Source organism: Rugamonas rubra (assembly GCF_900114705.1).
Lineage (GTDB): Bacteria > Pseudomonadota > Gammaproteobacteria > Burkholderiales > Burkholderiaceae_D > Rugamonas > Rugamonas rubra.
Genome location: NZ_FOTW01000009.1, coordinates 53,229 through 65,577 on the forward strand (window position 1 = coordinate 53,229; position 12,349 = coordinate 65,577).

At 69.4% G+C, this 12,349-nt stretch carries 10 protein-coding genes; 3 read left to right on the plus strand and 7 right to left on the minus strand.

Going from position 1 to position 12,349, the window contains the following annotated elements; genetic code table 11:
* The first annotated feature begins 66 nt into the window (after positions 1-66).
* Positions 67-894, plus strand: coding sequence for a crotonase/enoyl-CoA hydratase family protein (locus tag BM252_RS09465; protein ID WP_093386776.1), 828 nt, complete (start codon positions 67-69; stop codon positions 892-894).
* Between the two features lie 72 nt (positions 895-966).
* Here the strand turns inward: BM252_RS09465 and BM252_RS09470 are convergent, their stop codons facing one another.
* From BM252_RS09470 to BM252_RS09485, 4 genes are all read right to left on the minus strand, one after another.
* Positions 967-1,515, minus strand: a complete 549-nt coding sequence (locus BM252_RS09470) for an EF-hand domain-containing protein (RefSeq protein ID WP_139236376.1) — start codon at positions 1,513-1,515, stop codon at positions 967-969.
* Positions 1,516-1,823: 308 nt separating this feature from the next.
* Positions 1,824-2,861: a zinc-dependent alcohol dehydrogenase gene (locus BM252_RS09475; protein ID WP_174900469.1), complete on the minus strand. Its 1,038-nt coding sequence runs from the start codon at positions 2,859-2,861 to the stop codon at positions 1,824-1,826.
* Positions 2,862-3,018: 157 nt separating this feature from the next.
* A complete protein-coding gene (locus BM252_RS09480) occupies positions 3,019-4,323 on the minus strand; it encodes an ABC transporter substrate-binding protein (protein ID WP_093386781.1) in 1,305 nt (434 codons plus the stop codon).
* Positions 4,307-6,331, minus strand: a complete 2,025-nt coding sequence (locus tag BM252_RS09485) for a TonB-dependent receptor plug domain-containing protein (RefSeq protein WP_245774172.1) — start codon at positions 6,329-6,331, stop codon at positions 4,307-4,309. Before BM252_RS09485 ends, BM252_RS09480 begins: the two co-directional genes overlap by 17 nt.
* Positions 6,332-6,896: 565 nt before the next feature.
* Here BM252_RS09485 and BM252_RS09490 point away from each other — a divergent pair.
* On the plus strand, positions 6,897-7,415 hold the full coding sequence (locus BM252_RS09490; protein ID WP_245774173.1) for a TOL_0243 family YfiR-like periplasmic protein: 519 nt from the start codon (positions 6,897-6,899) through the stop codon (positions 7,413-7,415).
* Positions 7,412-9,376 (plus strand): ATP-binding protein, encoded by a 1,965-nt coding sequence (locus BM252_RS09495; RefSeq protein ID WP_093386788.1) that lies wholly within the window; start codon positions 7,412-7,414, stop codon positions 9,374-9,376. Before BM252_RS09490 ends, BM252_RS09495 begins: the two co-directional genes overlap by 4 nt.
* A gap of 21 nt (positions 9,377-9,397) precedes the next feature.
* On the opposite strand, the gene BM252_RS09500 is transcribed toward BM252_RS09495, so the two are convergent.
* From BM252_RS09500 to BM252_RS09510, 3 genes are all read right to left on the minus strand, one after another.
* The gene (locus BM252_RS09500) at positions 9,398-9,847 is read right to left on the minus strand and encodes a MarR family winged helix-turn-helix transcriptional regulator (protein ID WP_093386791.1); all 450 of its coding nucleotides are present in this window, start codon (positions 9,845-9,847) and stop codon (positions 9,398-9,400) included.
* Between the two features lie 48 nt (positions 9,848-9,895).
* The gene (locus BM252_RS09505; RefSeq protein WP_093386793.1) at positions 9,896-11,740 is read right to left on the minus strand and encodes an AMP-dependent synthetase/ligase; all 1,845 of its coding nucleotides are present in this window, start codon (positions 11,738-11,740) and stop codon (positions 9,896-9,898) included.
* Between the two features lie 142 nt (positions 11,741-11,882).
* The gene (locus BM252_RS09510) at positions 11,883-12,197 is read right to left on the minus strand and encodes a hypothetical protein (RefSeq protein ID WP_093386796.1); all 315 of its coding nucleotides are present in this window, start codon (positions 12,195-12,197) and stop codon (positions 11,883-11,885) included.
* Positions 12,198-12,349: the final 152 nt, after the last annotated feature.

Consider the following 12,349-nt stretch of genomic DNA (forward strand, 5'->3'; position numbering starts at 1 on the left):
ACGCAGCATCCACGGCGCGCGCCGGCATCTGCCGCGCGCGCCCTTTCCCACACTAGGAGAGCATCGATGAGCAGCACCCACCCCTCGTTTGACACCCTGACGCTGAGCGTCGAAGACCACATCGCCACCGTGCGCCTGAACCGCCCGGAAAAGATGAACGCGATGAACCTGGCGATGTGGCACGACATCCGCGCCGCCTTCCAATGGATCGACGCCGCGCCGCAAGCGCGCGTCGCCGTGCTGGAGGGCGAAGGCAAGGCCTTCACCTCGGGCATCGACCTGCAGATGATGATGAGCCTGGGCGGCCAGATCCGCAACGACTGCGACGGCCGCACCCGCGAGGCGCTGCGCCGCCTGATCCTCGACCTGCAGGACACCCTGAGCAGCCTGGAACGCTGCCGCAAGCCGGTGCTGGCGGCGGTGCACGGCGCCTGCGTCGGCGGCGGCATCGACCTGATCGTCTGCGCCGACATGCGCTACTGCTCGGCCGACGCCTGGTTCAGCATCAAGGAGATCGACATCGGCATGGTGGCCGACGTCGGCACCCTGCAACGCCTGCCGCGCCTGATCGGCGACGGCATGGCGCGCGAGCTGGCCTACACGGCGCGCCGCGTCGACGGCGCCGAGGCGCGCCAGATCGGCCTGGTCAACCGCGTCTTCGACACGCCCGAGGCGCTGCGTGCCGGCGTGCGCGAGATCGCCGCCGCCATCGCCGCCAAGTCGCCGCTGTCGGTGCGCGGCGTCAAGGAGATGCTCGGCTACGCGCGCGACCACACGGTGGCCGACGGCCTGAACTACAACGCCACCTGGAACGCGGCGATGTTGATGTCGAACGACCTGCAGGAATCGATGATGGCCAACATGGCCAAGCGGGCGCCCGAGTTCAAGGACTGAAAAAACAAAACCGGCACGTGGCGCGCAAACGCCAGGTGCCGGCCGGTGTGCCGGGCGAAGCTCGCCAGCCGACTACTGCAGGGCGACGGCGCTGGCCACCACGCCGTAGGCGCGATGGGCCTCGGCCAGCGTGAAGGCGGACGGGCTGTCGGTCAGGGCGGCATGCTCGGAACGGGCGCTGCGGTAGGTCAGCGGCATCTGGTAGCGACGCAGTTCCTCTTCGCTGATCTTGCCGTCGTGGTCGGTATCGGCCACTTTTTCCAACTCGGCGCTGTCGAACTTGTGGAACTCGCTGGCGACGTCCGGCTTGGTCAGCGGCTCGACGCCGTCCTTGGCGTTGGCGGCGGCCAGGCCGAAGCGGGCCTGGAAGATCTGCGTCTCGGGACGGTTGGCCAGCTGTTGCAGGCCTTCAAAGAATTGCTCCAAAGCCAACTTGGTCGCCGCGTCCTCGCTGCCGATGCCGCCCTGCGCCTTCGACTGCGTGTCCGGCTGGGTGCTTTTCGTGTTGCCGGACGACATGTCGAGGCTGCTGGCCACAGCCTGCGAGCGGGCCTGTTCAGTCACGTCGAGCTCGCTAACGGCCAGATCGGCCTCGTAGGCGGCTTCGGAAGGTTCGTCCATGCGGTCCGGCATGCGGATAGGCGCGGCACGCCGCGCCGCGATCACCGCGGAGGCTAAAGACGAATTATTGATTGCATGGATCATGGCACCACTCCCATCTAGACGGTCGCGATTCGAACCGGCACTGGCACAGGCCCTACGCTGTGCGGATTTCGCCGGCCAGTACGGCCAGCAACTACGTTAGTACATATTGTAACAGTGTATTGACTAGATATAGCATTGTATTATAGCAACACCAAGATGCCCTCCGATAAACCCACGCTATCGTCCACCGGGGCCGTTCGCCGGCCCCGGGCCCGGTCCCGGGCTTAGGCGGCGCCGAAGTCGATCACCACGCGCGAGGGCACGCGGCCGCTCTGCAGGCGGTCGAACACATTGTTGATCGACGACAAGGGTTGCAACTCGTAGTCGGCCTTGACCTTGCCGGCCGCCGCGAAGGCCAGCGCCTCGGCCATGTCCTGGCGGGTGCCGACGAAGGAGCCGCGTATCGTGATGCAGTTGGCCACCACGTCGAACAGCGGCGTGGGGAACTCGCCCGGCGGCAGGCCGACCAGCACGCAGGTGCCGCGTTTGCGCGTCATCGCCACACCCTGGTGGAAGGCGCTCAGCGACGGCGCCGTGATCAGCACGCCGTGGGCGCCGCCGCCGGTGGCCAGGCGCAGGTCGCCGACCGGGTCGCCGCGCGAGGCGTTGAACACCAGCTCGGCGCCGAGGCGGCTGGCGTGGGCCAGCTTGCCGTCGTCGACGTCGATGGCGCAGACCCGCAGGCCCATCGCCAGCGCGTACTGGATGGCCAGGTGGCCCAGGCCGCCGACGCCGGAGATGGCGATCCACTGGCCCGGCTTGGCGCCGCTTTCCTTGATGCCCTTGTAGCAGGTGACGCCGGCGCAGATGATGGGCGCGGCGTCGGCGGCCGACAGGCCGGCCGGGATGCGGGCGACGTAGTTGGGGTCGGCCAGGATGTACTCGGCGAAGCCGCCGTTGCGCGTGTAGCCGCCGAACTGGGCCTCGCCGCAGACGGTTTCCCAGGCGGCCAGGCAATGTTCGCAATGGCCGCAGGCGGAAAACAGCCAGGGCACGCCGACGCGGTCGCCCAGCTTGACGGCGGTGACGCCCTCGCCCAGCGCCACCACCAGGCCGATGCCCTCGTGGCCGGGGATGAAGGGGACGGAGGGTTTGACCGGCCAGTCGCCGTGGGCGGCGTGCAGGTCGGTGTGGCAGACGCCGCAGGCTTCGGTCTTGACCAGGATCTGGCCCGGGCCGACGGCGGGAATCGGCAGTTCGCGCAGCGCCAGCGGCTGGCCCAGGGTTTCGACGACGGCGGCATGCATGGTGTTGGTGGTCATTGGCTGCTTTCAAGGGGGCGGCCGGAACACGCTCCGGCCAATCGGGCGCGGCGGAAACGCACGGTCCGCTCGGCGCCATCTTGATACGCATCCATTATGGCAATTATGCAATAGCGTTGTATTTGATCCACATCAAATTGTCGCCGCATTGCCAAGTTCAGCGCGGCAGGCCGATGACGATCTGCCGCGAGGCGTCCCACAGCCGCGCGGCGGCGTCCAGGCGGAACACGGTGAACGGCACCTGGCCGACGATGTCGCCGTGCTCGTCCCACTCGATGTCGGCGTAGGCGCCGGCGTAGGCGACGTCGCCGCCCCGCCGCAGCAGATCGAGGGCGGCGGCGATGTCCTCCGGCCGCACCTTCTGGCCGGGCGCGTTCATCACCTGGCGCAGGCTGTCGCGGATCATCGGACCGCTGGGGTTTTTGCTGCCGTTGAGCAGGCCGGCGCGCTCGATCGCCAGTGCCATCAGCATCACGATGTCGTAGGTGGGCGCGGTGAAGTCCTGCGGCTCGGCGCCGTACTGCGCCAGGTAGCTGCGGCGGAAGAACTGGTGGGAGGCGTTGCCGTACAAGCCGATGGTGGCGGCCGAGCCGGCGGCGCCGCCGGCGATCTGGCGCGGGTCGGCCAAGTTGTCGATGAAGGTCTGGTTGCCGGCCGCCGTGCCGGGCAGCAGCCACAGGCCGGCATATTGGTAGGGCAAGGCCTCGTTGAGCACGTTGGCCGAGATGTCGGCCGCCAGAATGCCGTTGAGCACCACGTCCGGCTTGGCGTCGAACACCTGTTGCAGATACGGCGCGAAGCCGCTCTTCAGCCCGAAGGGCACCGCCACCGTCGCCACCACCTGCCCGCCCAGCGCCTGGAAGGCCGGCGTGAACAGGCTGTTGAGGCCGGCACCGAAGGCGTCGCCCTGGTTGACCAGCACCACGGCGCGGCGCTTGCCGGCGTCGAAGGCCAGCTTGGCCAGCACCGGCGTGGCGTCGACGTCGGAGACGCCGACGCGGAACACCAGGTCGGCGTCGGCGATGCTCGTCAGCGCCGGCGAGGAGCTCGACTCGGTGAGGATGGGCACGCCCTTGGCGATGGCCAGCGGCAGCAGGTTGAGCACGCGGGTCGAGGTCGACACGTTGAGGATGGGCACGCCGGCGGCGATCAGCTGGGCGCCCATGTCCTGCGCCTCGGCGTTGTCGCGCGCCACCAGGGCGATGGCGTTGAGGCGCTTGCCCAGCACGCCGCCAGCGTCGTTGATCTGCTTGGCCGCCAGCAGGAAGGCGTCGCGCGTCGAGGTGCGCCAGCCGACCGAGGCGATGTTGATCGCGTTCGGGTCGAGCATCGCCTGCAGCGGGTTGGCCGGCAGCGGCGTGGCGGCGTCGCCGCCGCCGCCACCACAACCAGCGCCAACGCCGGCGCCGGCGCCGGCGAGCAGCAGCAACAGCGCGCGGCGCCGCCTAGAAACGGTATTCATATTGCAGCCCATAGCGCCGTCCCAGCGAAGGATAGTCGATGCCGCCGACGCCGGGGTCGACATAGCGGCTGTTGCCCAGGTCGCGCACTTGCAGGCGCAGCTGTGAATGCTTGTCGACGCTCCAGCGCGCCGTCAGCGTGGTGTCGACATACGCGGCCAGGCGGTACTCCTGGTTGGCCAGCAGCACGTTGGCGGTGGCGGCCGGCCGCGCGCCGACGTAGCGGTTGTCTATGCTCAGCAGCAATCTTTGCTCGAGCAGGCTGGCGCTGGCGCCGAAGTTGGCGCTATTGCTGGGAAACAGCTCGCCGTCGGGCCGCTGCGCCAGCGGCGCCAAGGTGTAGCGGTTGACGCCGCGCTGGGTGTTGGCGCGGCTCAGGTTGGCGTAGGCGTTGAGCCAGTCGCGCTGGTAGCGCAGCTCCAGCTCGGCGCCGTTGACGGTACTGTCGCTGCTGTTGCGCGCCACCACGTTGAAGAAGGCCTGCTCCAGCGTCACCAGCTCGCTGACCTTGGTGTGGTACACGGCCAGGCTGGCGTTCCAGTGCGCCGACGGCGGCGTGCTCAGCTGCGCTTCCAGCGTCTTCGACTTCTGCGGCGCCAGCTCGGGGTTGCCGCGCAGGTCGCCCGGCTGCACGGCGGTGCGGTACAGCAGCTCGGCCGACGGCGCCTGGAAGCCGGTGCCGCCCAGCAGCTTCAAGCCCCACTGTCCGGGCAGCGTGCCGACCAGGCCGGCGCGCAGGGAGCGCTGGCTGCCGTAGACGCCGTGGCGGTCCTGCCGGCCGCCCAGGATCGCCTGCCAGTGTTGCCCCAGGCCGAACTGCCACTGCGCGTACAGGCCGCTGTTGCGCAGCGTGCGCCGGCCCGGCGCGCTGAGCTGGAAATTGCCGCCGTCGAGCAGGCTGTGGCGCTGGAACGACTCCAGCGTTTCGCGGTCGCGCAGCAGGTCGACGCCCAGCAGCAGGCTGCTCTGCGCGGCGGGCTGCCACAGCCACTCGGCACTACCGTCCAGCGCCTGGTAGCCGAAGCTGCGCAGCAAATAGTAGTCGGCGGCGCCGGTGCGCACCAGGTCGCCGGCGGCCGGCCGGCCCTGCCCGTAGCTGAGGCTGGCGCGCAGGGTGCTGCGCTCGCTCAGCATGTGGCTGTAGTTGAAGCGCAGGTAGCCCTGCTCCAGCGTGACGTGGCTGGGCGGGCGCAGCAGCGGGTTCAGGCTGGCGAAGACGTTGTCGCTGTCCTGGCGCTGCCAGAACAGGCTGGTCTGCAGCTCGTCGCGCCCGTCCGTCCACAGGTCGCGCAGGTACAGGCTGCGCGGCGCGCTGGTGTCCTGCGGCGCGGCGGGGGTCTTGGCGAAGCGCGCGTAGTCGGGCGAGATGCGCGGCAGCGCCAGGCCGCCGCGCTCCTCCTGCGCGCCCTGGAAGCCCCAGACCAGCGCGTGCTGGGCGAACTGGATCGTGCCGCTGCCCGCCAGCAGCGTGGCCGAGCGGCCGTCGCGGCCCCACTCGCGGCCCAGCGCCAGGCGCGGCGCGCCGTCGCGGCGGGTGATGATGTTGACGGCGCCGAGCAGCGCGTCGGCGCCGTACAGCACCGACACCGGCCCGCGCACCACCTCGATGCGCTCGACCATGCCCATCGGCACCAGCTCGAGGCCGCTCCACTGCTGCTGCGTGCTGCGGAAGGCGATCGGCTGGCCGTCCAGCAGCAGCTTGATCGAGCGGCTGGCCGACTGGGCGCCGGCGTTGATGCCGCGCACGCCGAAGTTGTGGTTGAGCCGGTCGTCGCTCTCGACGAAGCCGGCGACGTGGGACAGCGCCTCGGCCACGCTCTGGTAGCCGTAGCGGGCGATGTCGTCGGCGGTGAGCACGCTGACCACGGCCGGCGTGGCGTGCAACGGGGTGGCGGTCTTGGTGGCGGTGAGCACCTTGATGTTGCGCAGTTGCTCCAGGCTGAGGTCGAAATCGGCCTCCTCGTCGGCGCGTGCCGGGGCGGCCAACAACAGCGCCAACGATAGGGCCAAGCCCGGGGCCAAACCCGGCCCCCCAGCCAGCCCCGGCGGGAGCGTCGACGGCTGGCGCCGCTGCGGCGGCGCCGTCCGCTTGCCTGCTGTGCCGTTCGCCATGCGCCCCTCCCAGCTTGCCGTCGTCAGCACAAAGTATTCCCCAATTCCGCCGCCATCACAAGCGCGTTTGTATCTTTTAGGAACGATTTGCGACATCCCCGCCGAGCCGGGCGCGCCATGCGAAAATCTCCACTCACGGCGCAGCGATTCGGCTAGAATCTTCAAAGTTAGTTGCGGCGTGGAAGTCTTTTCAGCGCCGCCAACCGGGCCAACGCGGCGCCCCGGCGCCGCCGCGCACACCGAGTCCCGCATGAAGGGAGGGCCAGATGCCGAGGCGAACGCTGCACGCCGCGCGCCCCGACGGCGCCGCCCCGCCATGCCCGCTGCCCGCCGCGCTCCGATGAGGGCGGCCGCCAGCACGTTCGACACGCCAGCCGCGCCGGCGCCAGGGCCGGGGCCGGCCCTACGGCCGACACAGCGGCCGGGGCGCCGGCCAGCGCGGCCGCCCCGGCCGGCGGCATGGTTGCTGGCGCTGGCGCTGGCCGCGCCGGCCGGCGCCGACGACCTGGCCGCCCTGCCCGAGCCGCAGATCAAGGCCGCCTACATCCTCAACTTCACCCGCTACGCCAGCTGGCCGGCCGCCGCCTTCGCCGACCCGCGCGCGCCGCTGGTGCTGTGCCTGCTGGGCCAGGGCACGGCCGACATCGGGCGCGAACTGCACAGCCGCAGCGCCGGCGCCCACCCGCTCGAGCTGCGCAGCCTGGCCCGCGGCGAGGACGCGGCGGCCTGCCACGCCCTCTACATCAGCGCCGCCGAGAAGCCGCGCCAGGCCGCCCTGCTGGCGCGCCTGCGCGACCAGGCCGTGCTCACCATCGGCGACTCGGCCGGCTTCCTCAACGACGGCGGCATGATCAACCTGATGCTGGTCGACGGCAGCATCCGCTTCGAAGTCAACCTGAACGCCACCAAGCAGTCCGGCCTGGGCCTCAACCCGCGCGTGCTCGGCCTGGCCGAGCGGGTCGTCGGCGGCGGCGCCAAATGAGCCCCCGGCCCGCCCTGGTGCCGCTGCGCGACCTGGCGCTGCAGCGCAAGCTGCTGCTGGTGTCGGTGCTGACGGCGGCCATCGCCATGCTGGCCGCGCTGCTGACGCTGGCCTCCTACGACGTGCTGGCGGTGCGGCCGCGCCTGGTGCAGGACCTGGCCAGCCGCATGGAGCTGGTCACGCTGAACCTCGACGTCGACCTCAACTTCGGCGACCGCGGCGCCGCCAAGCGCACCCTGGCGGCGCTGCGCGGCAGCCCCGACGTGCACGGCGCCTGCCTGTTCGACGCGCGCCGCCAGCTGTTCGCCCAATACAGCCGGGGCGGCGCCACGCCCTGCCTGTGGCCGGCCGACCTGGCCGGCCACGGCCACCGCTTCCACGGCGAATTCCTGACCATGCTGGTGCCGGTGCGCTTCGAGCGCGAGGTGGTCGGCTACCTCGAGGTGGAGTACGCCATGCCGCTGCTGGGCGCGCGCCTGCGCCAGTACGGCCTGGTGCTGGCGGTGGTGCTGCTGACCCTGTGCATCGGCAGCCTGCTGCACATGCTGGCCCTGCGCCGCCTGGTGACCCAGCCGCTGCTGGCGCTGTCGCGCGTGGCCGACCGCGTCACCCGCGAGCAGCGCTTCGACCTGCGCGCGCCCGTCGTCGCCCACGACGAGGTGGGCCGCCTGGCCGAGGCCTTCAACGCCATGCTCGCCACCATCGCCACCCGCGAGACCGAGCTGCGGCGCAGCCAGTCCCTGCTCAACAGCATCATCGAGAAGACCTCGGCGATCGTCTACGTCAAGGGCATGGACGGCCGCTACCTGCTGGTCAACCAGCGCTTCCGCCAGATCCTGCCGCCCGGCACGCCCGAGCCGATCGGCCGCCACGACACCGAGCTGTTCCCCGAGGACAGCACCGGCGTGATCCTCGAGAACGACCGCCAGGTGCGCCACAGCGGCCAGGCCGTCACCTACGAGGAGGTGGTGCCCGACAGCACCGGCGTGCCGCTGACCTACCTGTCGGAGAAGTTCCCCCTGCTCGACGAGCACGGCAAGATCTGGGCGATCTGCGGCGTCTCGACCGACATCAGCGAGCGCAAGAAGGGCGAGGTCGAGCTGATGCAGTACCGCGACCGCTTGGAGGAGCTGGTGCAGGTGCGCACCGAGCAGACGGTGCGCGCCAACGCCGAGCTGGCCGAGTCGCTGGCCACGCTGCAGCTGGCGCAGGACGAGCTGGTGCGCAGCGAAAAGTTGGCCGCGCTGGGCGCCCTGGTGGCCGGCGTGGCGCACGAGCTCAACACCCCGATCGGCAACAGCCTGCTGGCCGTCAGCACGCTGATCGACCAGACCAGCAGCTTCGCCAAGCAGAGCGCCGAAGGGCTCAAGCGCTCGACGTTGATGGCCTTCATCGACAGCGTCGGCGCCGGCGGCGAGATCGTGCTGCGCAACCTGCACCGCGCCGTCGACCTGGTGGCCAGCTTCAAGCAGGTGGCGGTCGACCGCACCACCTCGCAGCGCCGCCTGTTCCAGCTGCACGACGTGGTCAACGAGATCCTGCTGGTGCTGCTGCCCAGCTTCAAGAAGAGCGGCATCACGGTGCGCCAGGAGGTGCCGCCGGACATCGAGATGGACAGCTACCCCGGCCCCTTCGGCCAGGTGATGATCAACCTGATCAACAACGCCCTCAGCCACGCCTTCGACGGCCACGACAGCGGCGAGGTGCTGGTGACGGCGCGCCGCCTCGACGGCGGCATGATCGAGGTTTGCGTCAGCGACAACGGCGGCGGCATCGCGCCGGAGAACATGGGACGGATCTACGATCCCTTCTTCACCACCAAGCTGGGCAAGGGCGGCTCGGGGCTGGGCCTGAACATCGTCTACAACATCGTCTACGGCCTGCTGGGCGGCAAGATCGACGTCGACAGCACGCTCGGCGTGGGCACCCGCTTCGTGCTGGTGTTGCCGGTGAAGGCGTAGCGGCGTAGCGCCGGGGCGGCGTCAGCCGTCCGCGTTGGCCAACAGCCGCATCAAGAACGACTCGAACTGGCGCGCCTCGTCCACGCTGAAGCCGTGCAACAGGCGGTTGAAGACGGCGATCGAGGCCGCCCGCAGCACCGGGTGGATGGCGATGCCGGCCTCGGTCAGCTCCAGCCTGACCGAGCGCCGGTTTTCCTGGCTGCGCACGCGGCGCACCAACTGTTTCTGTTCCAGCCGGTCGAGCATGCGCGTCATCGCCCCCGGGTCGTAGGGCATCTCCTTGCACATCTGCGCCGCGTTGTCGCAGCGGCCCTCGGCCAGCATCGACACCACCACGTACTGCGCGGCGGTCAGGTCGAACTGGAGCATCTCGCGGTCCAGCGCGTCGCCGATCTCGACCCGCGCGCGGTGCACCAGGGTGCCGATGCTGGAGCGCGGCTGGTAATTCTTCTGCGTGTAGATTTGCCGCATGGAGCGTCCTGGTTCAAGAATCGATTGTCAGGAAAGGGCGCGAGCGCCCTACTTCCCCTTGCGCGCGTAGGTCGCTTCGATCTCCGTCGACAGCCGGCCCTGCAGCGCCTTGCGCTTCAGCTTGAGCGTCGGCGTGATCAAGCCCTGCTCGACCGTCCACGGCGCCATGCTCCACGACACCGTGCGCGGCACCGCATAGTAAGGCAGGTGGTTGCAGCCGTCCTTGATGCGGGCCAGCAGCGCGGCGCGCACGGCCGTGGCGTCGGCCTCCACCATCGCCGACACATCCACGCCCAGTTCCTTGGCCAGCGCCGGCCACAGCGTCCGGTTCAGCACCACGAAGGCGGCGATGTACGGACGGTTCTCGCCGACGATCATGGCTTGCTCGAACATCGGGTCGGACATGATCGCCAGCTCGACGTCGGCCGGCGCGATCTTCTCGCCGGTCGAGGTGACGATGATCTCCTTGATGCGGCCGGAAATGCGGATGTGGCCCTGTTCGATCACCGCCTGGTCGCCGGTGCGCAGCCAGCCGTCGGCCGTCATCGCCAGCGCGGTGTCCTCGGGGCGGCCCCAGTAGCCCTGCATGACGCAGGCGCCGCGCACCTGCAGCTCGCTGGCCTCGCCGATCCGCACGTCGACGCCCGGCAGGGCGCAACCGACCGTCGCCGGCCAGTTGTTGTCGAGCGCGTTGGCCGCCACCACCGGCGAGGTCTCGGTCATGCCGTAGCCTTGCAGCAGCGGGATGCCCATCGCCAGGAAGGTGCGCGCCACGCCCATCGGCATGGCGGCGCCGCCGGTCACGGCGCAGCGCAACCGGCCGCCGAACACGGCGCGCACCTTGCTGGCCACCAGCTGGTCCAACAAGGGCCAGACCAGGGCGTCGACGACGCCGCCGGCGCCGGCTTCCAGCGGCAACTTCTGGCGCCGGCAGAAGCGGCTCCAACCGACCGCCTGCGTCTTCTCGAACAGCATGCGCTTGACGCCGCCGGCCTGCACCAGGCCCTCCTGGATTTTGGCGTGGATGCGTTCATAAATCCTCGGCACCGAAATCAGGATGGTCGGCCGGACAATTTTGAAGTCCTCGCCCAGCAAGGCCACCGAGCGGGAAAAGGCCACGCAACTACCGGCCGCCATCGGCAGGTAATAGCCGGCCGTGCGTTCGAAGGTGTGCGACAGCGGCAGGAAGGAGAGGAACACGTCGCTGGGCTGGGGATGCACGCGGCTCATCACGGCGCGCACGTTGGACACCACGTTGCGGTGGCTCAGCACGACCCCTTTGGGCCGGCCGGTGGTGCCCGAGGTGTAGACGATGGAGGCGAGCTGCTCCGCCTGCACCGGCGGCTCGATGGGCAGCGACGGCGCGGCGCCCTGGCCCAGCCAGGTGCCGACGTGCTCCAGCGCCGGCCAGGCGGAACGGTCCTGCGCCTCGTCCGCCGCCATGTCCTCGACGATGACGACCTGCTTCAGATCGGGCAGCGCGCCGCTGCTGGCGACAATGGCCTGCCATTGCTTGAGCGTGGTGGCGATCAGCAGCGAGGTTTGGCAGTCGCTCAGGATGTAGCCGATGCTGGCCGGGTTGTCGAGCGCGTGCATCGGCACGGTGACCAACCCCAGCGCCAGCGCCGCCTGGTCGGCGCAGATGGCGGCGACGCTGTTTGGCAGCAGGATGGCGACCCGCGCGCCGCGCGCCAGGTCGAGCTTGGCGATGGCGGCGCGCCACTGGTCCACTTGCTCGACCATCTGGCGCCAACTATGGCTCACCCACTGCTGCGCGATCGGATCGAACTGGCGGTATGCCTCGGCGTTGGGACTTGCTTGCGCACGCCAGGAGAACAATGCGTCCAGGGTTTCAATGCCGTCGATCGACTGGCTTTCGTTGGGGAGTGTCATGCGCGCGTTCCAATATATTCTCGATTGCGGGAAGATACTTGCCTAGGCAATGATTGTCAAGGCAGCCCGGAATGCGGTGAATACTGGAAGCTGTGAAGTGGCGCGCGCGTGCAGATGAACATGATTCCGATTGTGAAGCGGACTACTTGCACTTCTCGTCCATCATCATCATTTTCGTCTTCATCCTGTCCGCCGAGTCGCCCTTCATGTTCTCCATCATCCGCGCGTGGCGCTCCTCGGCCGTCTTTCCGCGCATTATGCTGGCGTGCATCTCGCACATCGCCTTCATGTCCATCATCGGCATTCCCCCTTGCGCGCCGGACATGCCTTCGCCGGCCGGCGCCGCCGATCGGGGATGATGGCCACGGTGCTCGTCCTGCGGTGTGGCGCAGCCGGCCAGCGCCAGCAGGGTGGCGATCAGGGCGGCGGATGACGCGAAACGGCGACTGGAGTTCATGGAGTTCCTTTCGGGAAGACTCGGGCGGAGAAGAAGGGCGCCGGCAACTCACCGGCGCGGGATAGAACCTTGGGCTGCGTCCCATTGTGGCGCGTCCGATTGCGCAATTGATTGATCTAGGTCAAAACGCGACCCAATCCTGAAAAAGTGGC

Bases quoted from the DNA above. Each gene is read 5' to 3' on its own strand.
- BM252_RS09465 (WP_093386776.1), top strand. From the start codon at position 67: ATGAGCAGCACCCACCCCTCGTTTGACACCCTGACGCTGAGCGTCGAA.
- BM252_RS09470 (WP_139236376.1), bottom strand. From the start codon at position 1,515: ATGGACGAACCTTCCGAAGCCGCCTACGAGGCCGATCTGGCCGTTAGC.
- BM252_RS09475 (WP_174900469.1), bottom strand. From the start codon at position 2,861: ATGACCACCAACACCATGCATGCCGCCGTCGTCGAAACCCTGGGCCAG.
- BM252_RS09480 (WP_093386781.1), bottom strand. From the start codon at position 4,323: ATGAATACCGTTTCTAGGCGGCGCCGCGCGCTGTTGCTGCTGCTCGCC.
- BM252_RS09495 (WP_093386788.1), top strand. From the start codon at position 7,412: ATGAGCCCCCGGCCCGCCCTGGTGCCGCTGCGCGACCTGGCGCTGCAG.
- BM252_RS09500 (WP_093386791.1), bottom strand. From the start codon at position 9,847: ATGCGGCAAATCTACACGCAGAAGAATTACCAGCCGCGCTCCAGCATC.
- BM252_RS09505 (WP_093386793.1), bottom strand. From the start codon at position 11,740: ATGACACTCCCCAACGAAAGCCAGTCGATCGACGGCATTGAAACCCTG.
- BM252_RS09510 (WP_093386796.1), bottom strand. From the start codon at position 12,197: ATGAACTCCAGTCGCCGTTTCGCGTCATCCGCCGCCCTGATCGCCACC.